At 41.0% G+C, this 24,056-nt stretch carries 25 protein-coding genes and 1 pseudogene; 15 read left to right on the forward strand and 11 right to left on the reverse strand.

Going from position 1 to position 24,056, the window contains the following annotated elements:
• Positions 1-22: 22 nt before the first annotated feature.
• Genes BCU84_RS10350 through mlaF form a run of 5 tightly spaced genes read right to left on the reverse strand, consistent with a single transcriptional unit; the run spans position 23 to position 3,112 of the window.
• Positions 23-319 (reverse strand): STAS domain-containing protein, encoded by a 297-nt coding sequence (locus BCU84_RS10350; protein WP_102528018.1) that lies wholly within the window; start codon positions 317-319, stop codon positions 23-25.
• A complete protein-coding gene (locus BCU84_RS10355) occupies positions 316-993 on the reverse strand; it encodes an ABC transporter substrate-binding protein (protein WP_102528019.1) in 678 nt (225 codons plus the stop codon). The genes BCU84_RS10350 and BCU84_RS10355 overlap by 4 nt, the downstream gene beginning before the upstream one ends.
• A gap of 9 nt (positions 994-1,002) precedes the next feature.
• Positions 1,003-1,476: an outer membrane lipid asymmetry maintenance protein MlaD gene (mlaD, locus tag BCU84_RS10360; RefSeq protein ID WP_102528020.1), complete on the reverse strand. Its 474-nt coding sequence runs from the start codon at positions 1,474-1,476 to the stop codon at positions 1,003-1,005.
• A gap of 36 nt (positions 1,477-1,512) precedes the next feature.
• Complete coding sequence (gene mlaE, locus BCU84_RS10365; protein ID WP_102528021.1) at positions 1,513-2,298, reverse strand: lipid asymmetry maintenance ABC transporter permease subunit MlaE; 786 nt, start codon at positions 2,296-2,298, stop codon at positions 1,513-1,515.
• Complete coding sequence (gene mlaF / locus BCU84_RS10370; RefSeq protein WP_102528022.1) at positions 2,285-3,112, reverse strand: phospholipid ABC transporter ATP-binding protein MlaF; 828 nt, start codon at positions 3,110-3,112, stop codon at positions 2,285-2,287. Before mlaF ends, mlaE begins: the two co-directional genes overlap by 14 nt.
• A gap of 177 nt (positions 3,113-3,289) precedes the next feature.
• On the opposite strand from mlaF, the gene BCU84_RS10375 reads away from it, so the two are divergent.
• The 13 genes and pseudogenes from BCU84_RS10375 to BCU84_RS10435 all read left to right on the forward strand — a co-directional run bounded on the left by BCU84_RS10375 (position 3,290) and on the right by BCU84_RS10435 (position 14,231).
• Complete coding sequence (locus BCU84_RS10375; RefSeq protein WP_102528023.1) at positions 3,290-4,252, forward strand: calcium/sodium antiporter; 963 nt, start codon at positions 3,290-3,292, stop codon at positions 4,250-4,252.
• Positions 4,253-4,320: 68 nt separating this feature from the next.
• Positions 4,321-5,298, forward strand: coding sequence for a KpsF/GutQ family sugar-phosphate isomerase (locus tag BCU84_RS10380; RefSeq protein ID WP_102528024.1), 978 nt, complete (start codon positions 4,321-4,323; stop codon positions 5,296-5,298).
• Position 5,299: 1 nt separating this feature from the next.
• Complete coding sequence (gene kdsC / locus BCU84_RS10385) at positions 5,300-5,863, forward strand: 3-deoxy-manno-octulosonate-8-phosphatase KdsC (RefSeq protein WP_102528025.1); 564 nt, start codon at positions 5,300-5,302, stop codon at positions 5,861-5,863.
• Positions 5,860-6,420: an LPS export ABC transporter periplasmic protein LptC gene (gene lptC / locus BCU84_RS10390; RefSeq protein WP_102528026.1), complete on the forward strand. Its 561-nt coding sequence runs from the start codon at positions 5,860-5,862 to the stop codon at positions 6,418-6,420. Before kdsC ends, lptC begins: the two co-directional genes overlap by 4 nt.
• A pseudogene (lptA, locus tag BCU84_RS10395) lies at positions 6,407-6,937 on the forward strand (lipopolysaccharide transport periplasmic protein LptA); the annotation flags it as partial. The gene lptC and the pseudogene lptA, both read left to right, overlap by 14 nt.
• A gap of 272 nt (positions 6,938-7,209) precedes the next feature.
• The gene (gene lptB, locus BCU84_RS10400) at positions 7,210-7,941 is read left to right on the forward strand and encodes an LPS export ABC transporter ATP-binding protein (RefSeq protein ID WP_102528028.1); all 732 of its coding nucleotides are present in this window, start codon (positions 7,210-7,212) and stop codon (positions 7,939-7,941) included.
• A 181-nt stretch (positions 7,942-8,122) separates the two neighbouring features.
• Positions 8,123-9,607, forward strand: coding sequence for an RNA polymerase factor sigma-54 (locus tag BCU84_RS10405; protein WP_102528029.1), 1,485 nt, complete (start codon positions 8,123-8,125; stop codon positions 9,605-9,607).
• Between the two features lie 24 nt (positions 9,608-9,631).
• The gene (gene hpf, locus BCU84_RS10410) at positions 9,632-9,919 is read left to right on the forward strand and encodes a ribosome hibernation promoting factor (protein ID WP_102528030.1); all 288 of its coding nucleotides are present in this window, start codon (positions 9,632-9,634) and stop codon (positions 9,917-9,919) included.
• A 2-nt stretch (positions 9,920-9,921) separates the two neighbouring features.
• Positions 9,922-10,365 carry a PTS IIA-like nitrogen regulatory protein PtsN gene (gene ptsN, locus BCU84_RS10415; protein WP_102528031.1) on the forward strand — a complete coding sequence of 148 codons (444 nt, stop codon included), beginning with the start codon at positions 9,922-9,924 and terminating at the stop codon, positions 10,363-10,365.
• Positions 10,362-11,207 carry an RNase adapter RapZ gene (rapZ, locus tag BCU84_RS10420; RefSeq protein WP_102528032.1) on the forward strand — a complete coding sequence of 282 codons (846 nt, stop codon included), beginning with the start codon at positions 10,362-10,364 and terminating at the stop codon, positions 11,205-11,207. The genes ptsN and rapZ overlap by 4 nt, the downstream gene beginning before the upstream one ends.
• 8 nt (positions 11,208-11,215) lie before the next feature.
• Complete coding sequence (locus tag BCU84_RS10425) at positions 11,216-11,488, forward strand: HPr family phosphocarrier protein (RefSeq protein WP_102528050.1); 273 nt, start codon at positions 11,216-11,218, stop codon at positions 11,486-11,488.
• Positions 11,489-11,765: 277 nt separating this feature from the next.
• Positions 11,766-13,127 carry a magnesium transporter gene (gene mgtE, locus BCU84_RS10430; RefSeq protein WP_102528033.1) on the forward strand — a complete coding sequence of 454 codons (1,362 nt, stop codon included), beginning with the start codon at positions 11,766-11,768 and terminating at the stop codon, positions 13,125-13,127.
• Between the two features lie 828 nt (positions 13,128-13,955).
• Positions 13,956-14,231 carry a transposase gene (locus tag BCU84_RS10435; RefSeq protein ID WP_102528034.1) on the forward strand — a complete coding sequence of 92 codons (276 nt, stop codon included), beginning with the start codon at positions 13,956-13,958 and terminating at the stop codon, positions 14,229-14,231.
• A 1,393-nt stretch (positions 14,232-15,624) separates the two neighbouring features.
• On the opposite strand, the gene BCU84_RS10440 is transcribed toward BCU84_RS10435, so the two are convergent.
• Positions 15,625-16,224: a hypothetical protein gene (locus BCU84_RS10440; protein ID WP_102528035.1), complete on the reverse strand. Its 600-nt coding sequence runs from the start codon at positions 16,222-16,224 to the stop codon at positions 15,625-15,627.
• Between the two features lie 203 nt (positions 16,225-16,427).
• Here BCU84_RS10440 and ubiD point away from each other — a divergent pair, with 203 nt between their 5' ends.
• Both ubiD and fre read left to right on the forward strand, forming a co-directional pair.
• Entirely contained in the window at positions 16,428-17,909 is a 1,482-nt protein-coding gene (gene ubiD / locus BCU84_RS10445) for a 4-hydroxy-3-polyprenylbenzoate decarboxylase (protein ID WP_102528036.1), read from the forward strand.
• An 87-nt stretch (positions 17,910-17,996) separates the two neighbouring features.
• Entirely contained in the window at positions 17,997-18,695 is a 699-nt protein-coding gene (gene fre / locus BCU84_RS10450; protein ID WP_102528037.1) for an NAD(P)H-flavin reductase, read from the forward strand.
• Positions 18,696-18,803: 108 nt separating this feature from the next.
• On the opposite strand, the gene BCU84_RS10455 is transcribed toward fre, so the two are convergent.
• From BCU84_RS10455 to BCU84_RS10475, 5 genes are all read right to left on the reverse strand, one after another.
• Positions 18,804-20,081: a winged helix-turn-helix domain-containing protein gene (locus BCU84_RS10455; protein WP_102528038.1), complete on the reverse strand. Its 1,278-nt coding sequence runs from the start codon at positions 20,079-20,081 to the stop codon at positions 18,804-18,806.
• 220 nt (positions 20,082-20,301) lie between these two features.
• Entirely contained in the window at positions 20,302-21,123 is an 822-nt protein-coding gene (locus BCU84_RS10460) for an ABC transporter permease subunit (RefSeq protein WP_102528039.1), read from the reverse strand.
• Positions 21,124-21,132: 9 nt separating this feature from the next.
• Positions 21,133-22,035, reverse strand: a complete 903-nt coding sequence (locus BCU84_RS10465; protein WP_102528040.1) for an ABC transporter ATP-binding protein — start codon at positions 22,033-22,035, stop codon at positions 21,133-21,135.
• Positions 22,036-22,041: 6 nt separating this feature from the next.
• Entirely contained in the window at positions 22,042-23,424 is a 1,383-nt protein-coding gene (nosD, locus tag BCU84_RS10470) for a nitrous oxide reductase family maturation protein NosD (RefSeq protein ID WP_157936217.1), read from the reverse strand.
• Positions 23,425-23,534: 110 nt separating this feature from the next.
• Positions 23,535-24,038, reverse strand: coding sequence for a nitrous oxide reductase accessory protein NosL (locus tag BCU84_RS10475; protein WP_102528042.1), 504 nt, complete (start codon positions 24,036-24,038; stop codon positions 23,535-23,537).
• Positions 24,039-24,056 lie beyond the last annotated feature (18 nt).

Consider the following 24,056-nt stretch of genomic DNA (forward strand, 5'->3'; position numbering starts at 1 on the left):
ATTTGCTACCTTAAATTCAATGCTAGTTTTCTAGAAAAAAGGATTCTAAATCATATAACTCAATGAGTTTTTTTAGATGTTGACTCGGATTTGCCAATGTTCTTGGCTGAGTAGTGCTTTTACTGCAATTACCTAAGCATATCAGCTCAAGTAAAAATGCGACGCCTGCGCTGTCGGCATACTCTAAAGCAGACAAGTCTAACACTTGCGTGCTATCAGTAAACAACTGTTGTCGTTTTGGCCATAAATCAATGACCTCTGTTTGCCTTAATTGCCCTTTAATTTCACAAGTGTCACCTTGTTGTAAAAACTCAATCACGCAGCATTTTCCTTATCCTGTTTGTAATTGATTTCTTGTTGGGTGCGATCTTTTAGCATTTCAATTACGGAATCCACCCCTTTCTGGCGAATTAAGTTTGAAATTTCAGACTGTTTTGACGCAAGTAGACTCACCCCTTCAGCGACTAAATCAAATGCCTTCCAACTATCATCTTTAAGGCGTCTTGCTTTAAACATCACTTTAATCGGTGGGCGGCCATCTTCAATAATTTGCACATTTACATCGACGAATTTCTCATCGGCAAAATCACTCGCAGGGGAAAACTGTACTTTTTGACCTGTATACTCGGTAAAGGCTTGAGCGTAAGTCGCCACCAAGTAACCTTCAAACGCTTCGACAAAACGCTCACGTTGTTCTGGTGTCGTGTCGCGTAAATACTGCCCCATGACTTTATAAGCAGCATATTTGTAATCGACATATGGCATTAATTCTTCACGCACAATCACCTTTAAATGACTTAAATCAGCATCAATTAACGCTTTATCAGTATTAAAGCGATCAAAGGTTTTATTCGATACTTGCTGGACTAACTTAAAAGGATCATGAGTATCTATAACTTCACTTGTCACTTCACTCGCTGACATTGTGAGACTCACAGCACTGCCAACTAACAACACCATAGTTTGCAAAATACGTTTAAAGACTTGGCTCATACTTCTCTCCTAATTGTCCTTTGAAGAAACGCTATATAATAACTGCCCAATTAAATCCTCTAAAATCAATGCAGAGCGAGTGTCATGCACTCTATCCCCATCTGCTAACATTTCTATGTCATCGTCCATAAAGCCTGGGGTCAGCCCTAAAAATTGCTCACCTAATAACCCTGACGTTAAAATTGATAAGCTACTCGTTTCAGGGAACTGATTAAACTCTTTATCCATGGTTAAGGTAACTACGGGCACCAGCTTCTTATTATCCAGTGTAATTTTCGAGACTCGGCCAACGACAACACCGCCAACCTTCACAGGTGAACGCACCTTTAAACCGCCGATATTGTTAAACTCAGCTCTTAAAGTATAGGTCTCTTTACTCGACTTTAGTTCCACATTGGCAACGTTAAACACCAATACACAAAATGCCAACAACCCTGTTAGTAAAAAGAGCCCAACGAATAATTCTACTTTCCTTGTCAACATATGCTTCAACCACTTAATTAATGAATGCGAAATTTGTTACTGACCAAACATGATTGCTGTAAGCAAAAAGTCGAGTGCGAGTACCGCTAAACTTGCTTGCACCACTGTCGAAGTGGTTGCCTTACTTATCCCTTCTGGGTTTGGCGTGACCTCATACCCGCGGTACAAAGCAATCCAAGTTACTACCACGCCAAATAGAGCACTTTTAATCAAACAATTCACAATATCTTGGCGCCATTCGATAGATGCTTGCAGTATTGACCAAAAAGACCCGCTATCGATGCCTTTCCATTCAACCCCAACAAGATGACCACCTAAAATACCAACGAGGCAGAACATCATTGTTAATAAAGGTACACTTATCACCCCTGCCCAAAAACGCGGCGCAATCACTTGCCTTAATGGATCGATAGCCATCATCTCTAAGCTAGATAATTGCTCAGTGGATTTCATTAAGCCTATTTCTGCGGTTAATGCTGAACCTGCACGTCCCGCAAATAATAATGCCGTCACGACAGGGCCAAGTTCACGCAGTAAACTCAGCGCAACCATCGGGCCTAAACTTTCAACAGTGCCAAAATCAGCTAAAACGGTATAACCTTGAAGCGCCAAAACCATACCAATAAATAAGCCTGATACGATGATTATCACCATTGAGCGCACACCAAGCACATAAATTTGCTTAACCACTAATGGCAAACCTTTACTGATATTAGGCACATTGATAATCGCGCCCCAAAGCATTAAGCCTGCACGGCCTAGCCCTGCTAAAACATCCAATGCAACTCGGCCTAAGTCCGCTACACGACTAACTACGCCCATTTAGCATCTCCTGTTGGTAATCTTCAGCGGGGAAATGAAAAGGCACAGGCCCGTCTGGTCGGCCATTAATAAACTGTTCAATTTGAGGGTTATTTGATGCTCTAAGCTCGTCGGGAGTCCCTGAGGCAATCACTTTCTTTTCAGCAATCACGTACACGTAATCAGCAATGCTCAGAACAGCGTCAACATCGTGGGAAACAACGACAGAAGTGAGTTTTAAGGTACTGGATAGCTCACCGATTAATTTCACCAGCATCCCCATTGAAATAGGATCTTGCCCAGCAAATGGCTCATCATAAAGGATCATTTCAGGCTCTAAGGCAATCGCTCTCGCTAACGCTGCTCGCCTTTGCATACCGCCCGATAACTCATTAGGGTTCATCTGAGCTGCGCCTCGTAATCCCACCGCTTGCAACTTTATCATCACCACTTTACGAATAATGCTTTCAGGTAAACCAGAATGCTCACGTAATGCAAAAGCCACATTATCAAATACATTCATGTCGGTGAATAAGGCACCACTTTGAAATAGCATGCTCATGCGTTTACGCAGCTCAAATAATTGCTGACGTTTGAGTTGGTGAATATTTTCACCACTGAATAATACTTCACCGCTGTCTGGGGTTAATTGACCACCAATTAATTTAAGGAGCGTCGTTTTACCGATGCCGCTGGGGCCCATAATTGCGGTAACTTTTCCCTTAGGAATGTTCAAACAAATATCATCAAAGATGACACGTGAACCACGATTGAATTTCATATGACGAATTTCAACCAAAGGGGATGTATTTTGTAATGAACTTGAATCTGACATAGAGGAAATAATAGCCTTCCTGGCCCGCAAGATGTAGATCTGAATTGTACGAAATTGTGTAAGAACCTACAACAAATCAATCACCATGAGTTACAATCCACAACAATTATCGCATCTGCTCATATTTTTGTTAAAATTCTGCACAAATATAGCTATCAACACTTTTTTTGGACAAACATGCTTTTTAATATCTTGATGCTAATCGCTGGCCTAGGCGTATTAGTTTGGAGCGCAGATCGCTTCGTATATGGCGCAGCCGCTTTCGCTCGTAACCTTGGACTGCCGCCAATGCTGATTGGTTTAACCATTGTTGCAATGGGAAGTTCAGCACCCGAAATGTTTGTCGCAGCCACTGCATCAATGGAAGGCATGAGCAATACAGCCGTAGGTAATGTGCTGGGCTCAAACGTTGCTAACATCACCTTAATTCTTGGTATTACCGCCCTACTTGGTGCTATTTCAGTGAGTTCTCAAACACTCAAAAGAGAAATACCGCTAATGCTAGCAGCAACTGTTTTAGCCGGTTACCTCATCCATGACGGCATGCTAACTCGTTTTGAAGGCGGTGTTTTATTAGTCGCATTTTTTGGATTAATGGGCTATTTCATTTGGCAAGCCATGAGAAATAAGCAAATAGATCCGTTATCTGACGAATCTGATGCAGAGATCCCTAAAAATGTACCCACATTACATGCTATTATCTGGATCATTGTGGGCATGATCCTACTGCCGCTTTCTGCCGATTGGATGGTGACTGGTGCTGTAGGCATTGCCAAGACATTCGGGCTTTCCGACTTAGTCATCGGATTGACCATTATTGCAGTGGGTACCAGTTTACCTGAGCTTGCTGCATGTATTGCTGGGGTGTTGAAGAAAGAAGACGATCTCGCCATTGGTAACATTGTCGGATCGAACTTATTTAATATTTTAGCAGTATTGGCTATTCCTGGGCTCATCGCTCCAGGTGAGATTGATGCGCAAGCAAGTAGCCGAGATTTTTATATGGTGCTGGGTACCAGTACCGCATTAGCAGTACTCGTTTTATCCAGTGGCGCCAAAAAGCAGCTAACTCGCTGGCATGGCGTCATTTTATTAGTCGTCTTTATTGCGTACCAGATTGTCTTATTTCAATCTCAATAACGGGGCATAAAGACTTTTATCTCACTAATGCTAATGTTTCATTAGTGTTAGAACAGAGCGAGAGACCTATGATAGATCAGAAACAATTGCGCCAATGGGGCCGCCAGGTCATTGATATCGAGAAAACGGCATTAGATAACCTCTATCAATATGTTGATTCCGATGAGTTTGGCCAAGCTTGTGAACTTATTTTGCAATGTAAAGGCAAAGTCATTGTCATGGGTATGGGAAAATCGGGCCATATTGGTAACAAGATTTCAGCCACTCTCGCCAGTACAGGCACACCAGCGTTTTTTGTTCACCCAGGTGAAGCAAGCCATGGCGATTTAGGGGCTTTGGCTAAAAATGATATCGTCTTAGCAATTTCAAATTCTGGTGAATCAAGCGAAATTCTCACTTTGCTACCAGTAATTCAAAGAATGGGCGTACCGGTTATCGCGGTTACAGGGAAGCCTGACTCGAATATGGCGCGCTTATCGAAATTGCATCTTTGTATTGAAGTACCAGAAGAGGCTTGTCCGTTAGGACTCGCCCCCACTTCAAGCACAACGGCAACATTGGTCATGGGCGATGCACTAGCTGTCGCTTTGCTTCAAGCAAGGGGCTTTACCCGTGATGATTTCGCTTTATCTCACCCAGGCGGCTCTTTAGGCCGTAAATTACTGTTAAAAGTGTCAGATGTTATGCATCAAGGTGCTGATGTACCTATAGTTAACAGCAGTGTCTGTATCACTGAGTCCTTATATGAAATTTCAAATAAAGGTTTAGGCATGACTGCAGTGACTGATGATGGCGGTCAACTTGTGGGTATATTTACTGACGGAGATTTACGCCGCGTGATTGATGCAGAAAAGAATTTACGTACCACAGCCATTGCCGATGTCATGACACCAAACTGTATTACCATCAGTGCCGATATTTTGGCTGCACAAGCATTGCAAATTATGGATGAAAAAAGCATTAACGGCTTAATCGTGGTTGATAACAATCAACAGCCTGTTGGCGCATTAAACATGCTCGATATGGTTAAAGCAGGAGTCATTTAATATGTCTGAAACACAAGTTCATCAAGGCTTATATGGCCCTGTCAGTGATGACATTTGGCAGCGCGCTAAAAAAATCAAACTGCTTATCTGTGATGTTGACGGCGTTTTTTCCGATGGCCGCATCTACTTAAGTAATGCAGGTGAAGAACTCAAAGCATTTCATACTCGAGATGGTTATGGCGTCCGCTCAATTTTAACCAGCGGTATTCAAGTCGCTGTGATCACAGGCCGTAAATCTGCCATTGTAGAAAATAGAATGACAGCTCTTGGCGTCAGCCATATCTATCAAGGCGTGGATGATAAACTTACCCCGTTTAAAGACTTGCTGAGCATTTATAATGTCAAACCTGATGAAGTCGCCTATATCGGTGATGACATGGTCGACTTACCCGTCATGAAAGAAGTGGGTCTTGCGGTTTGTGTTGCAGACGGTCACCCTTTTGTAAAACGTCACTGCCAAATGATTACTAGTATAAATGGCGGCAATGGGGCACTACGCGAATTAACTGATCTGCTATTGGTTAGCCAAGACAAATTTGAATCGGCCCATGGAATGAGTATATGAGCCGCACCACATTGGCCATTTTAGCCTTCTTTGGCGCTGCACTGATTTTATATTGGCAAGTCCAAGTCAAGCGCAGCCAGATGGAAGCATCAAAGCTGCCTGATCCTGCTCGTCCTGAGTTTATAGCTAATGACTTACGTAGTACTGAATTTAACGAGCAAGGCTTAGTCCAAAGTCGTGTATCAGCAAAACACATGGAACATTTTCAGCAAACAAATGAAACCTTGTTCACTGAACCTGTTTATCTTGTCTATCCAGAAAATGGTGAAGCTGAGTGGCAATTAACTGCTGATTTAGGCAAGCTTAATAAAGAAACTGGCAAAGTAGTGCTACAAAATAATGTTATTATTGATGCAATAAACATCAATGAACCAGTACAATCTTTGACAACCACTATGTTGGCTCTCGATTTGAACACTATGATCATGACGTCTGACAGACAAATATATGTCACAGGTCAAGATTTTAATATACAAGGCTTAGGCCTTTACGCTGATTTAAATGCCGAAGAATTAGAGCTTTTAAGTCAAGTAGAAGGAACGTATGAAGCAAAGTAATAACCTTACTGTCTCACTACAACATTTTGTAAAGTTGAGCCTAGTTGGAATAAGCCTAATTGGAATGACTGGCGTTAACGCTAAAGAAGGCGATCTACAACAAGAGCTAAAAGTCGCAGCTGTGAGCCAAAAAGCAGACATTAAAAATAACCAAGTTATTTTCTTTGGCCCTGTTAACGTCACCCAAGGCACGATTAACATTAATGCAGATGAATTGCGCGCATTTAGTGAAGAGTCTGGCGGTCAAAAAACCATGGTTGCCACCGGTAATCCGGCTACATTCTCGCAAGAGTTAGATGATGGTCGTATTGGTACAGCCAGTGCCAATGAAATCAGATATGAGCTAGCCAGCAGTATTTTAACCTTAAAAGGTAACGCTAAACTTGATCAAGCAGGTAGCCAAGTTACCGGTAACCTCATCAGTTATAATATTGAAAAACAGCAATTGATCGCTGAAAGTACTGGCGACGGAAAAGACCGAGTCATCACAATTTTCCAGCCTGAAAACTATCCTGATTTAAATGAATCGAAAGACACTTCAGAGCAACCAGATAGCGCCTCATCTGAGGCTGTTTCAACAGAAGAAGTCACAGAGCAAGCACCTGAAGAAACAGTTGAGAAGTTAATTGAAAATCAATTTGATGCCGTTATCGAAAACACTGAAAATGGTTTAGATTCGGCAGCAGCAACTGAAGCTGAAACACCTGCAATAGCTAAACCTGCATCAAGTGATGAGCAACCAGCTTCAGATGCATTACCTGAAACACCAGCGCTAGAGCAAACTCAATAATGACCCAAATTACCTTAACAGCTGAAAACTTGGCTAAAAGCTACAAAAGTCGCCAAGTGGTCAAAAATGTCAGTCTTACCGTTAAAACAGGTCAAATTGTTGGGCTATTAGGGCCAAATGGTGCAGGTAAAACCACCACCTTTTATATGGTCGTTGGCTTAGTTAAAAGTGATAAAGGCCGCATATTAATTGATTCAGATGATCTCACGGCAGATCCAATGCACCTGCGTGCACGCAAAGGTATTGGCTATTTACCACAAGAAGCCAGTATTTTTCGCAAGTTAACCGTACACGATAATATTATGGCGGTGTTGCAAACCCGCAAGAGTTTAACGACTGAGCAGCGCATCGAAGAGTTAGAGCACTTATTAGAAGAGTTTAATATTACTCACATTCGCGATAGCCAAGGTATGGCATTATCGGGTGGTGAACGTCGACGTGTTGAAATCGCACGCGCATTAGCGGCAAATCCTAAGTTCATTCTGCTAGATGAGCCTTTTGCTGGTGTCGACCCTATCTCTGTGATAGATATCAAGAAAATTATTCAACAATTAAAAAATCGTGGACTTGGAGTACTCATTACCGACCATAATGTTCGTGAAACGCTTGATGTATGTGAGCGCGCGTATATTGTTAGCCACGGTGATTTAATTGCAGAAGGCACGCCTGCTGAAATCTTAGACAATCAGCAAGTCAGGTCAGTATACTTAGGTGAGCAATTCAAGCTATAGTTAGCATTCTTTAGTGCACAATATGGCATGTCGCGACCAGTATCAGTCCCACTTTTTAGTGCAATGTTCTAGACTGAACTTAAGCCAAGGTTCAGCTTAAGCCTAGAAGCAGTTTAAAAAGGTGCTAGACCCACACAATTGTTAGTCGCGATGATGAAACTCAATTAGGGATAAGCGGTAAATGAAAGCCTCACTCCAACTTAAAATGGGTCAACACCTGACTATGACCCCACAGTTGCAACAAGCCATTCGCTTATTGCAACTTTCCTCATTGGAGCTACAGCAAGAAATTCAACAAGCACTTGACTCAAATCCACTCCTTGAGCTCGAAGATGAGTTTGCTAAAGCAAAAGAACCAGTAAAAGAAAACGCCCAGCAAACCGATACTGATTTTAGTGATAACAGCCAAGTGACTGTTGAAAAAGACACCTCAACCGTAGACACCACTGAATCGTTAACCAAAGAATCCATGCCTGACGAATTACCAATGGATACCACATGGGATGAAGTTTACACAGCATCCCCAAGTTCAGGTTCTGGCGCAGTGGCTCGTGATGACGATATGCCTTTTCAGGGTGAAACCACAGAAGGCTTATATGAGCATTTAGAGTGGCAAAAAAATCTCACCCCTTTTTCTGAAAACGATCTGGTAATTGCTACGGCGATTATCGATGCCGTTGATGAACGTGGTTACTTAACCCAAACAACTGAAGACATATTGCAAGCTTTAGGCCTAGAAGATATTGAACTCGATGAAGTTGAAGCTGTACTCAAACGAGTACAGCATTTTGATCCTGTAGGCGTTGCAGCAAGAGATTTAAGCGAATGCTTGATGATTCAGCTTGGCCAATACCCTAATGAAATACCTTGTATCGATAACGTTAAGCTACTGATTGCAGAACACCTAGACTTAATTGCAGGCCGTGACTTTAGATTATTAATGCGTAAAACCAAGCTTAAAGAAGATGATTTACGCGAAGCGATTCAATTTATTCAAACGCTTAACCCACGTCCAGGGTTACAGATCACTCCTATTAAAGATGAATATGTCATTCCTGATGTGACAGTGTTTAAAAAGAGTGGCCGTTGGGTCGTTGAATTAAATCCAGATAACATGCCAAAAATTGGTGTGAATCAGCAATATGCAGCCATGGCGAAAGGCTCTGCTAATCAGTCAGACAGCCAGTTTATTCGCGGCCATTTACAAGAGGCAAAATGGTTTATCAAAAGTATTGAAAGCCGTAATGAGACACTATTAAAAGTGGCTAATTGTATTGTGCAATTTCAACAAGGCTTTTTTGAGTTTGGCGAAGAAGCAATGAAGCCAATGGTACTTAATGACATTGCTGAAGCCGTTGAAATGCATGAATCAACCATTTCGCGTGTCACGACACAAAAGTATATGCACACCCCTAGGGGACTTTTTGAACTAAAATATTTCTTTTCAAGCCATGTGAGTACTGATGATGGCGGAGAATGTTCTTCTACTGCAATTCGCGCATTTATTAAAAAGCTTGTTGCGGCAGAAAACCAGCAAAAGCCACTTAGCGATAGTAAAATGGCGACGCTATTGGCAGAACAAGGGATCAATGTTGCTCGGCGTACGATCGCCAAATATCGTGAAGCAATGCTCATCCCTCCCTCAAACCAACGCAAAAGCCTATAAGCCTTTGTTATTGGAGGATGATATATGCAAATTAACCTGACTGGGCACCATGTGGAAATTACTCAATCTTTACGTGAGTATGTACAAACTAAGTTTTCAAAGCTTGAACGACACTTCGAACAGATCAATAATGTTCACGTTGTGCTCAATGTTCAAAAGCTGCAACAAATTGCAGAGGCAAAATTACACCTCAAAGGAGGTGAAGTTTTTGCGGTATCACAGAACGCTGATATGTATGTTGCAATTGACGCCCTGATCGACAAATTAGATCGTCAGGTAATTAAACACAAAGAGAAGTTAATTAAACACTAACGATGGAACTTCGCACCATTCTGCAGCCGGCGTGCACTACCTGCGCCACGCCGGGCAGTAAGAAAAAAGTACTGGAACTTATCAGCGATTTAATGGCTGCCCAGTACCCAACCCTATCTTCACAGGCTATTTTTGAAAGTTTAATAGCACGTGAAAAAATGGGTAGTACAGGTATAGGAAATGGCATTGCGATTCCTCATGGTCGATTAACTGATATCGAAGAACCGATAGCAATTTTGATCAAGTGTGAAGAAGGCATTGAGTTTGATGCTATCGACAAGAAACCCGTGGATATATTATTTGCGCTGTTAGTTCCTTCTGATCAATGCCAACAGCATTTAAGTACGCTGTCGAGTATGGCTGAAAAACTGAGCGATAAATTAATCCTTAAGCGACTTCGAAAGAGTCATGACGCTACAGAACTTTATCAGGTTATAACTGCATGAAACTTGTCATCGTATCAGGACGATCAGGCTCAGGTAAATCAGTAGCACTAAGGGTATTAGAAGATTTAGGTTATTACTGTGTTGATAACCTACCTTTACCACTTATTGGTAGTTTACTTGAACAGCTCAAAGGCAATAACGACCTTGTCGCGATTAGCGTCGACGTTCGTAATATTGAAGAGCAAGGCAAAGTGCTAGAAGAGCAGATAGCCTTGCTTTCTGACGATACGACCATCATTAGTTTATTTTTAAATTCTAATGATAAAGTGCTGTTAAAGCGCTACAGTGAAACCCGCCGTTTACACCCTCTGTCAAAAAACCAAATTTCACTGCAAGAAGCGATTCAATTAGAAGGCCGTTTACTCGAGCCTATCGCTAAAATGGTCGATCACTACATTGATACTTCGCAGCTAACGATTTATGACTTAAGCGATCAAGTCAGACAAATCTTAATGGGTAGCATTGATAAAGAATTAGTGATCCACTTTGAATCTTTTGGTTTCAAACATGGTATGCCTACTGAAGCTGACTTTATGTTTGATGTACGCTTTTTACCAAATCCTCATTGGGAAACTGAGTTACGACCACTAACAGGTCTCGATTTACCCGTGCAGGAATTCTTAGGTAGACAGCCTTTGGTGAATAAATTCATTTGGCAAATTGAAAACTTGTTCGAAACTTGGATGCCACACCTTGAGCGTAACAACCGTAGCTACCTAACGATCGCGATTGGTTGTACTGGTGGTCAGCACCGCTCAGTTTATATTGCCGATCAACTAACAAAACGCTTTTCTAATACTAAGCATCAAGTCAGTGCCCGCCATAGAGAACTCAAACTGTGACAACTGAATTGAGTATCTCGAAAGATATCACCATCAGTAACAAACTTGGACTCCATGCAAGAGCTGCCACTAAACTGGCCATACTAGCCACTGAGTTTGAAGCAAGCATAACCCTCATTCAAGGTGAAAAGCAGGCTAGCGCTGCCAGTGTATTAGGCTTATTAATGCTAGAAAGTGGCATAGGTAAAGTCATCACCGTCAAAGCACAAGGCGCTGATGCTCAACTCGCTTTAGATGCGGTATGTAAATTGATCAATGACAAGTTTGATGAAGAAAGCTAATCTCGACATTAATCACCAGTGTTGATATCAAACCCGTTGTAATCTCAATTGCCTCAGTCAACCCCAACGGTATACAAACTCTCTATTTATAATTATTCCTACCCTTTCTCCAGTTAATTCCCTTCAAGTTTGTTTTGTTCACTATACTGTTTAAAGTCCAACAAAAATCAATAAAGCGCTTAATTTTTATGCAGTAACTTGACGACGCTTAGAAACTGCTTCTCCCTTTCCACCCTGTTAAGTTAATATTGGCAATCGAATTTTTGAGGAGTGGCGAATGAGTATCGAAGTAATCGACAGCGAGCTTACCGAACAGCGCCTAAATCAGCTGACTCAAGCTTTGGGCAGCGGTATGTTTGTCCATGTTAGAAACATGCTCCATGATATGGCAGCATCAGATGTCGCCCTCATCCTTGAATCTTCTCCACCTAAAACTCGTCAAGTTCTATGGCAACTCATTGACCAGGAGCAAGCGGGTGATATTTTAGAAGATCTTGGTGAAGAACTTAAAGATTCGCTCATCAGCGGTATGACACCCGAAAAAGTTGCGCAAGCTACCTCTGGCATGGATACCGATGACTTAGCCTATATCTTAAGAAGCCTTCCTGACGCAGTATATAAAAAAGTTCTGCAATCAATGAGCAGCCAAGATCGTCACCGTGTAGAGCAAGCATTGTTATACCCTGACGACACCGCTGGCAGTATCATGAACACCGATACCGTCACCCTCAGACCAGACGTTAATATTGATGTAGTATTACGCTACCTTCGCCAGCGCGGGAATTTACCCGATACGACTGATACCTTGTATGTCGTTGATCGAAACGATCATGTATTGGGCGGAGTTCGCTTAGCCGACTTGCTCACTTGTAATCCGAGCGAAACGATCCGAACCATTATGGATCCTGAGCTTGAAAGTATCCCTGTGGCAATGCCTGATAATGAAGTCGCGCAATTATTCGAACGCCATGACTGGATTTCAGCCCCTGTCGTAGATGAAGAACAAAAGCTGTTAGGTCGTATCACCATTGATGACGTGGTCGATGTTATTCGTGAAGACGCCGAACACTCCATGATGGGGATGGCTGGTATGGATGATGACGAAGACACCTTCGGCCCCGTCATGAAAAGTACCTTCAGACGCTCTCTATGGCTCACAATTAACTTATTTGCTGCGTTACTTGCTGCATCAGTAAGTAACATGTTTGAAGGCACCTTAGAGCAGTTTGCCACCATTGCTATTTTAATGACCATTGTGCCAAGTATGGGCGGTGTTGCAGGTAACCAAACATTAGCGCTGGTTATACGTGGTATTGCACTAGGCCATATTGGTCAAAGTAACTCCCGTTGGCTTATCGGTAAAGAATTAGCCATTGGTTTCCTTAACGGGATCATGTGGTCTGTACTGGTATTTTTTGCGGTATGGCTCTGGAAAGATGACATGGCATTAGGCGGCTTAATTGGCGGGGCCATGCTAATCAATATGACTGTCGCAGGCTTAGCTGGTGCAAGTATCCCGTTGATACTTAAAAAACTCAACATCGATCCAGCACTTGCTGGTGGCATGGTACTGACAACCGTCACTGATGTGATTGGCTTATTTGCATTCTTAGGGCTTGCGACCATATTCCTAATGTAATCAGTCATGTAATCTAAAACGGTAAGTAAGACATCCCGCCATCGCTAGCCTCATCATACGAGGCTAGAATATCTATCTTAAGCTAATGGATAACATAAACAGCCAAACCCCTGCAGTTTTCGAGCCTTGTACTCTATACATATTGGCTATCTTAAAGTTCAAACTCTCAAACGCAGATTTCAAATAATAACTTCAGAGATTTATTCATACAAACCTACTTAGCTACACCTATGATTTATAAGAAATTAAAGCAGTCATTTTTGTAACTTTTATATAATTTATCAATGAAATCTAGAACCACTGTTCCCGCCTATATTGCTAATTTACCTTCTTAGCTAGACGATCAAATTTCTGACACAAACTTAAGGTAAAATCCTTGCTGACAACACTGGTTATTATTCTTTACCAATTACACGCAACTTTGCACCAGATAAGACATTTTGCACCAATGAGGGGCAACCTTATATTTTAGAGTTATCACTTTAAAAAATTAAACCACTGTTTTTAAATGAAAAAATATTTATCACAAAATTGGCACAAGTATTCCATATAGATATATACCACCTTAGGGGTAGTTTGATATTTGACCAATTTCACCCCAAAAGACCCATTTGGAGCAACAGTGAAGACACAAAATATGATAAAGGAGAAAAACATGGAGCATCTAAAAGTCATCTTTGAGCAATGCCAATACCAATGGAACTTTTTTCATCATCTTGGTTTTAGCTGTTGGGATGTGGATAACAATATCAAGTCATAGAGTTATCGGCTTAAGTAATAAATTGAATACGAATAGTAACAGCATCAAGTTAAGTAGTAGGTAGTGTTATGACAGCAATAAACAGAACTTATACAACCGAGCTTAAACAGCAAGTGATCATGGAAGTTCAACAGCAAAACCGGTTAATTTCGGATGTTGCAAAACAGTACAGTGTGTCTGCTAAAACCATTTATCAATGGGTGAGAAAGAAAGACCAGAGACTTAGCGCTACTATGAACAAAAGTGCCACTATGAACAAAAGTGCCATCACTGCTGAAATAGCGAACTTACAACGTAAGCTGTCTCAACTAAACCAGCAACTGGTTGCAATCAATAGTAATTAGTTCGAAGCCAGTAATGAATATAAATAAGTGAACACAATAAAAATATTGGTTCATTAGCAGTTCCGGCAAGAATAGAGGCTTTAGCTTTCGCCCCCATCGAAGGTTAAGCAGTTAGATAATAACAGTCACTCTTCTTGTCAATTTTAAAGTGAGAATTTGAGTAAATGAGTGAGTGGTTTGTCTCAAAAGATCATTAGCGGTTCAGGCAAGAAAAGTGGCTTTAGCTTTCGTCCCCCAACGAAGATTAAGCAGTTAGATAATAACAGTCACTCTTCTTGTCAATTTTACAGTGAGAATTTGAGTAAATGAGTGAGTGGTTTATCTCAAAAGATCATTAGCGGTTCAGGCAAGAAAAGTGGCTTTAGTTTTCGTCCCCCAGCGAAGGTTAAGCAGTTAGATAATAACAGTCACTTCTCTTGTCAATTTTACAGTGAGAATTTGAGTAAATGAGTAAGTGGTTTGCCTCAAAAGATCATTAGCGGTTCAGGCAAGAAAAGTGGCTTTAGCTTTCGTCCCCCATCGAAGGTTAAGCAGTTAGATAATAACAGTCACTTCTCTTGTCAATTTTACAGTGAGAATTTGAGCAAATGAGTGAGTGGTTTGTCTTAAAATTTCAATAGCGGTTCAGGCAAGAAAAGTGGCTTTAGCTTTCGTCCCCCATCGAAGGTTAAGCAGTTAGATAATAACAGTCACTTCTCTTGTCAATTTTACAGTGAGAATTTGAGCAAATGAGTGAGTGGTTTGTCTTAAAATGTCATTAGCGGTTCAGGCAAGAAAAGTGGCTTTAATATTCGTCCCCCAGCGAATATTAGGCAGTTATGATTAGCTGATAACAGTCACTCTTCTTGTCAATTTTATAATGTTTTATTGAACAACTAAGTTAAGCGAGTTACTCAATAATCATTAGCAGTTTCGGCAAGATAAGTTGTTTAGCTTTCGATCCCCAGCGAGAGTTAAAACTAGCAACATATCTTGTCAATTTATTATGCTGGATCTAGTGGTAATTAAGGTTAGGTTCACAGCGTAAAGTGCTACGACAAACTTGCTTGACTTCTCATCAGCGAAAGCGATTGGGAAGGGATAATAAAAATATAATGACAGGCAAGTTTGTCAGTTCATTCTTAATAATTGCTGTTGTGCCCCCATAAACAACAGCGGCTATTTTGAAGTACGTTACAGGGAATAAAAATAATAATATGTAACGATAAAATGTCGTAAGACAATGCAACAACAAAAGCCCTAATGAAATGGATTCATTAGGGCTTTTACCTTTCTATTCAATGGTACTTTTAATGACAGCTCGAATAACATCTGCATCTCACCATTTTTAAGTTAAAAACATACTGTCACAGGTACTGGTGATCATATTGTTCAGAATTAGCGGAATAAGAGTTTATTGACTCACTGCCAGATAACGCTCTGTAGACCAATCAAAATAGTACTCTTTACCATCCCATTGATAAAAAGTCTGACCATCGCGCTGAATTACTCGCGCATTTTCTGGTAGCTGAGTCAGTCCTTTGGCATATTCAATACTAGTCGTAGTACGCTTAGGCGCTTCGATCGGCGTCGCTTTTTGAACGTAATTGCTGCGCGGTCTATTATTCATATATCGATCACGGTAATAACGATCATAATAATCGTATCGATATGGGGAACGCCAACCATTATAGCCCCAGCGGTTATGCCATCGATTATTCCAACCGCTACTCCAACCAATACCAACGCTTGGGCCCCAATAGTTGTTATAACCTACACCCCATCTCACTGACGATCCTGAATGGCGAGAGTACCGATCGTTTACATGCTTACCTGTCGAATAACTTGTAGCGTGCCGCGAATGTTCATCTGCAGCCACTTTAGAGAGCTGATGATGAGTATATACTTCAGCATTAGTAGCACTTGAATACACAGTTAGTAAAAGAGGCGTGAGTATTATTAAACCGTAAAGCCTACGGTGCAAAAGCTCTCGGTCATCATGTTTATCAGTCATACTATTACTCCTTAGTTTCTTCAGTTCATTCCCACTTACCTGACAATTGGGTTCAAACAAAAACTCACATGAAGAAACGGGCAAACTTTACTCATTTCAGTTTACCTCAAAATTCCGTCCTACTAATAATCTTGGCTTAACCCAATATTATAAAAATGCTATAGTGCGCCCCAAAGAGCGATTAACAATAGAGTGAATAAGCCATGAGTTTTAAGGATTTACGTAGCTTTATCGATCACCTAGAAACCAACGGTGAACTGAAACGTATTAGTTATCCTGTTGATCCCAATCTAGAAATGACAGAAATTGCCGATCGTGTATTACGATCTGGTGGTCCAGCCCTGCTTTTTGAAAACCCAACAGATAACAGCATGCCAGTGCTAGTTAACCTGTTTGGTACACCTAAACGTGTGGCCATGGCATTGGGTAAAGAAGATCCATTAGCGCTGCGTGAAGTCGGTGAATTGCTGGCGTTTTTAAAAGAGCCAGAACCACCTAGTGGCTTTAAAGACGCGATTGCTAAAATCCCTAAATTCAAGCAAGCCTTGAACATGCCGCCTAAAACCGTGCGTAACCCTCCATGTCAGGAAGTGGTTATTACCGATGACGATGTGGATTTAACCAAACTACCAGTTCAACACTGCTGGCCAGGGGATGTCGCTCCATTAGTAACATGGGGCCTGACCATCACTAAAGGGCCACGTCAGAAACGCCAAAACCTAGGTATTTATCGCCAGCAATTACTCGGTAAAAATAAGCTTATTATGCGCTGGCTTGACCATCGTGGTGGCGCGTTAGACTTTAAAGATTTTAAAGAAAAACACCCAGGTGAGCGCTACCCTGTTGTTGTAGCTCTAGGCGCAGATCCTGTGACCATTCTAGGCGCCGTTACTCCTGTACCAGATTCAATGAGTGAGTACGCCTTTGCCGGCCTATTGCGCGGTGAACGCACTGAAGTCTGTAAAGCATTAAGTTGCGACTTAGAAGTCCCCGCTACCAGCGAAATCATTTTAGAAGGTTATATTGACCCAGAAGAAATGGCTGAAGAAGGTCCTTACGGCGATCACACAGGCTACTATAACGAAACAGACAAGTTCCCTGTCTTTACTGTCACCCATATGACCCAACGTAAAGATGCTATTTATCACAGCACCTACACAGGTCGTCCACCTGATGAACCTGCAATGCTCGGGGTTGCACTGAACGAAGTATTCGTGCCAATTTTGCGTAAGCAATACCCTGAAATAATCGATTTCTACTTGCCGCCAGAGGGCTGCTCGTACCGTATGGCAGTGATTTCGATTCGTAAGCAATATGCAGGTCATGCTAAACGCGTGATGATGGGCGCTTGGTCATTCTTACGTCAGTTTATGTACACTAAGTTCATCATCATCGTAGATGAAGACGTGAACTGCCGCGATTGGCAAGATGTCATTTGGGCTATTACTACCCGTATGGATCCAACCCGTGACACTGTGATGGTAGATAACACCCCAATCGACTACTTAGATTTCGCTTCACCAGTGGCTGGATTAGGCTCAAAAATGGGCTTAGATGCCACTAACAAATGGCCTGGCGAAACTGACAGAGAATGGGGTACGCCGATAGTGATGGACACCAAAGTGAAAGAAAAGATTGATCATATTTGGGAAGAATTAGGTATTGATGACACTCCAACGCTATAATGGTGATCTATATCACACTAGCTTGACCTAGAACCCACATATAAAAAGAAAATAACCCTTCTCAGAAAGGGTCACAAAGGACGTTAGATGAACACCATTCGCTGTAAAGTTGAAAAAGTCACCGCGTTTAATGACGCAGTTTTTCAGGTATTTCTTAAGCCTGAAGCGGCTTTTGAGTTCCAAGCTGGGCAATACTTATCGATCGTGATGGGAGAAAAAGACAAACGTCCTTTCTCAATAGCATCTGCACCAAATGCAGAACTGCTTGAGCTGCATATCGGCGCTGCTGTTTCTGAAAGCTACCCAATGCAAGTGGTAGAGCGTCTAAAAAATGATGAATACATAGACATTGAAGCCCCAGCAGGTAATGCTTTTTTACGCGTTGAAAGCCAACGTCCACGTATTATGGTAGCTGGTGGTACAGGTTTCTCTTACATCAAAAGCATCATTGAAAATCAAATCGCGTTAGGTCAAACAGTAGCAACTCAATTCTATTGGGGCTGCCGCACTGAAGATGCAATGTACTATCAAGCGATTGCCCGTCAATGGCATGCTGATCACAACTGGTTAGAGTTTGTGCCTGTTGTCGAAGAAGCACCTGCTAACTGGAATGGCAAACAAGCCAATTTGCTTGAGCAAATTAAGCAAGACTATGTCAGCTTAGTGGGTTACGACATCTACATTGCAGGCCGTTTTGATATGGTTGGTGCAGCACGTGAAGTCTTTCGTGAAATGGGCGTTGATGAAGCTCACCTTTATGGTGATGCCTTCGCATTTATCAAATAAGCCTAATTGATTTACCCATTAAAAAGCCGACTATTTTAGTCGGCTTTTTGTTTACCCCCATTATTTCTTCGCACTAAAACTCAATTATTCAGTACGCTAAACTAATGGCTAGAATTGTACTTTCTCATATTTAGACCAAGCTACAAGTCCATCCATAAAAGGGAATATCCATACAGCGGTATTCTCAGTGGAATGCACTCTAAAGAAAATCAATTCGGTTTCTTGAATATCCATTCGACGGATTTCACGGTAAAAGCGCATTGCTGACGGGGTAACGAAGTCTGGCTTAATAAACTCTTTTTGAGCTATTTTGCTATAGAAAACGTCAACCTCATAATCGCCAATGGTTTGTTCATATTGATTAAACGTACCACGGGTTTTCCATTTAATTGGCGTCGTGCTGCAATCTTCGTCAGTGATGCAGGTCGTAGTATAGATTTGGCCACTCTTTTCACCGTCATAGACAAGTGAGAGACTAAAATCACCACGGATAAGCTTCTCACCTGCTGCGGGAAAATACACGTCAGCATGGTAATGATGCTCGATAATATTGCCAACGCTATCTTTTGGGATCAGCACTCGATTAAATCGAATACGTTCTTCCATTTTTTTAGTTAACGGTACAAATTCACGCATATTCAAGCCAGCAGGCTCTGGAGATAGCGCATTGATATTGATAATCCCAACGCCATTACAATCATCTAATGCATAACCAGGACAAGCAGCAAATGAGTAATTGTTTCCATTGGTCAATGCGAAAGCGCTAAAGCCCTTGAGTCCAAGCACAACATTACTTTCAGGCGCAATATGTTTTTGCCATTTCGACTCATGCAACTGATCTGTATCATCTTTATATAATAAGGTTGCGCTTTCTTTTACACCACCAATATTGAGTTCGACTTGCTTGCCGCTGCTCCAAAATGCGGTATTTTTTAGGACTTTATGGTACTCACATTGATACCAAGCAAGAATGATTAATCCAATAACAAATAACGCTCCAGCAATTTTGACCATCACGCTGACATCTAAAAAAGCAGCTCTAATCGTACCGGAGTCAGTTAAAGAAACCATTTTCACATGACTGCGTTCATCAATATGAAGCTGGTAGCCACGTCTTGCGACAGCTTTTAAATGAATTTCAGAAAAAGGCTCTAATTTACGGCGTAATGTACTAATACATTGAGTTAATGAGGTAGGCGCAACCACCCTATCAGGCCATCCTTCCGCCAATAGGTGCTCTTTTGTCCAGATTTCTTCGCTATTATCTAATAGTTTAATTAATACTGCATTTTCAGAAAAAGTCAGACTGGTTTTCTCATCATTAAGATGATTAATCAGCTGCTTGGCTGAAGTATCGAGTGTTAAATATGAAGTAATTTTTAGCACTGCCTGCACCTAAAGTTTTACTATTGAGTCAATTGAAATCACATGAATCATAATTCATATCTTATCAAAAATATGTGATTGCCGACTCAGTCTTAAAATATTTTAAAATCAGATAATACAAACACTTATATAGACATAGCTCAAAATATATTTTTGTTAATTACTGCTATTAATATTGTGAATGAATAACCATTTCATTCTCTAAAATTAAGCATTGCAGTTAAAATATTTTTCGATGAAATAAACTTTGTGAAATCAACATCATTACCCCAACCCATATTGTTAATGCGATATACAAGTTAGACAGAGGAAATTGAACTAACGACGATAAACTACTGCTAGTATCTTGTTGAGGGGCAGCAACTAACATCAGAGCGCGGAAAATGTCACTTGGATTAAGCAGTATCATTACCTGTAAAAGTTGACTAGAAAGCTCCACAGTTTCCGCTACCATAAGTGTGAGTAAAATAAGGTCGTAAACCAATACAACCGCTACCCAAATAAACAATAAAATAGCAATGGCTTTAGCTTTTTCAGCCACCTGCAAACTCACCACATAACCCACTAATACAAAGCACATACTCAGTAAAATACTGCTAAACACTAAATGACAGAACAACGGCAACAATAATGACAATTCAGTGCCAGTAAACACATGAATAAGTGCAGCTGTTAATCCAAAAGAAAATACAATAGTGCAAGCTAGCACAGTGATATGGCCAACAAACTTACCTAATAATATCTGACTGCGGCTTAAAGGGTATGACAATAGCAACAGCAAGGTACCAGACTCTTCTTCACCAATAAAACTGTCATAACTCAACAAAATAGCCGTTAATGGTAAAATAAATACTCCAATGGAACTTAGACTGGCCATTAACATTGGCAGCTCTGGAACAGCTAACTCACCCGTGACAACTGAACCTGAAAATGAAATTATTAAGGATAAACTAGTTAATATCAGACCGATAAACACCACCCAACGATTACGAAAGTTGTCTTTAATTTCTTTACTGGCGATGGTTAAAATAGGTGTAAACATCTTAATTCCTCAAGCAACGTTTTGCTGACGGTTATTCATGCAGTGATGATAAATATCACTTAAACCTGGTTCTTCAATAGAGAAGTTATAAACGCCACAATGCTGCGTGAGATACTGCATGACTCTTGGCTTATCTACCTGATGAATCAATAATTGATTATTCACAGCCAATGTATTTAAAAACTCATCCTCTGCTATCGCTTGATTAATTTCCTCTCCTTTAAACAACACTTTTAAGTCTGTTAATTGGCGCAACGTCTCTACACAGCCAGAGGCTAATTCCATGCCGTTAGCCATAATAAAAGCACGATCAATATTATCTTCAACAACTGCCAACTCATGGGTACACACTACAATGGCGCAACCTTGGCGTTTGAGTTCATCAATCTTTTGATACATAAACAGTGAGGCCTGTGGATCAAGTCCAACTGTAGGTTCATCAAGTAATAAAATATCAGGAGATGACAATATTGCTTGGGCAAAACCTAGACGCTGCTTCATGCCTTTTGAATAGCTTTTAACCGGATTATCTTGCGCATGCTCAAGGCCAAACTCTTCCAGTACTTGTAGAACTTTTGATTTATCAATCCGCTTTAACGCGGCAAAATAATTCAACACCTCTTTGCCGGTGAGCTTTTCATATAAACTGATATTTTCAGGTAGGTAACCTAGATTGATCTGACGGCGATCTTTCTCATGAGTCACCGTTTTACCCATCATGGTAATTTGGCCCGATGTGGGTTTTACTATGCCTAACAGCATTTTTATCAGGCTAGATTTACCTGCACCATTGTGCCCTAGCAATGCTAACGTTTCCCCCGCATGTACCTGTAAACTGATCTTATCGACGGCAGTAAATTCACCGTACTGTTTAATGAGGTTCTGAACCTGAATAACTGAATTTCTTGGCATAAAAACCTACTTATTTAACGAATGCTCAGAAGGCTGAGTTGTTGAAACTATTTTTGAATTTACATATGGATAATCTGCTAGTTCAGCGGCATAACCAATACTGGAATTTGCAGTCGGACTCATCATTGGAAAACTATCCATCACACCTGCTTCCGGCATAATTTGAAATTGCTGCTGAGTCCAGCGCAGCAAAGAAGCCACAGGACTTTTCAATAAAAAATGCGCTTCAGGATAAAGCCAATACAAACGATCTAAATGATCGCTTGGCTGATAAGCTTGCTCGCTAAACCCATCACCTGTTCGATCCCAACCGATAAAACCGCTCCAATAATTACCTTGTTCTTTATGACTCCATTCAACAATCGTATCGCCGACATACTTCACATGAGCTTGATTATTAATAAACTGGTTACGATATATTTGATTGCCTTCGCCGCCCATCGCCATATAAATACCAATTTCGCTATTAGCAAATTCATTGTTATAAACACGGTTATCACGGGCGCCATAAATGAACATGCTTTTACCTTCATCGCCCGTTGGCATTTTAGGGTTTGCATTAACGATATTATTCACATGATTGGCATGAACGTCTGAGTCATTGGTCATGTTTAGCAACACACCAAATATCGCAGCACCATTAACTTGATTATGATGTAGATTAATCCGCTTAGAGTTCATTAATGCGTAACCACCATCGACTTTTGTGGCTGCATTATTAAAGGCTTCGTCATCTTCGGTATACATGTAATGAATACCGTATTGCTGCTTAGAAAATTGATTATTGGTGACTAAACTGTGTTTACCTGATTCTAGATACACGCCATCTCTTACATCTTTAATAACATTGCCATTGATAACAGCATGATCCACACGTTTTAGATAAATACCATCGCCTCTATCCAATACAAAGCGTTCAGCATCGCCGCTAATCAGGTTGTGAGAAATTTCAATATGCTGAGTATTATCGGCGCGTATGCCAAAACCATCGCCTGTGAGTACATTGTCTGTGATGACAATGTTAGTCATGCCATCATTAATCAATATGCCTGCATTCAGTTCATATTGATCGTCTCCCCAGTTGAGAATATTTAATTGCTTAATATTGACGTCATTACTGGCAATCGTGATGGCGCTACCTTGACCTTGAGCATCAATAATTGACCTGGGATGACCGATTAATGTGAGGGGCTTATTAATAATCGCATTACCAAGATAAGTTTTATTACTCAAAGTAATGCTGTCATGGGCACTTGCTTCGTCAATAATCTCTTGCAATAAAACAGATTTGACTAGTGGATTAACATCTATTTCCATTGAATCAGCAAGCGTAATAGGTGCAGTAAATACACCAATAATCCACCACCAAATCAATACAAATTTACCCATGGAGTTTCTCACTTTCATCTAACCAATTATCTGAATTTGCTTAGCTAATGACTTTCAGTAAATTAAAAACATTAATACTTTACCAAGCTAACACCTTTGTTTTTATAGGCTTAATGATGGCTCATATTCTCGCCTAATAATTCAATGGTAATGTCGTCAAACTTCAATACAGCCCCACCAAACTCACGGGCAAAATCTTGCGCTGCTTGTTTAGTACTAAATGAGGCTACAGCCGGGCCCATCACCGCCTGTCGACTGGTGCCATAAACATATGTCGCAGTTTTACCGTCAATAAAGAATTCATCTTTGGGATTATCCCAGTCTGTTTTAGCCATATCATGCACCCAAACTTGGTTCACCTGACGGGTATTTTCTGGTTGTAATAAAAAGCTGAACAGATCGCGTGTCGAACAAAAAGAAGGGTTTACTTCAACGTTTTTTAAGCTCAATTGCCCCTTAGGACCAGGGTACTTTGTGATCATCATGCCGCACATATGACAACGATCATGCTCATGTATGGCATGGCTGTGACCACTCGCCTCTGCGCCAACCTTGTCTGGAGTACAGGCAAATAACAATGGCACTAGTAGTAATAACGATAGGATTTTTTTCATTTAAATTTCCAACTCAAC

The organism is Shewanella sp. 10N.286.51.B7 (assembly GCF_002873615.1).
Taxonomy (GTDB): Bacteria; Pseudomonadota; Gammaproteobacteria; order Enterobacterales; family Shewanellaceae; genus Shewanella; species Shewanella electrodiphila.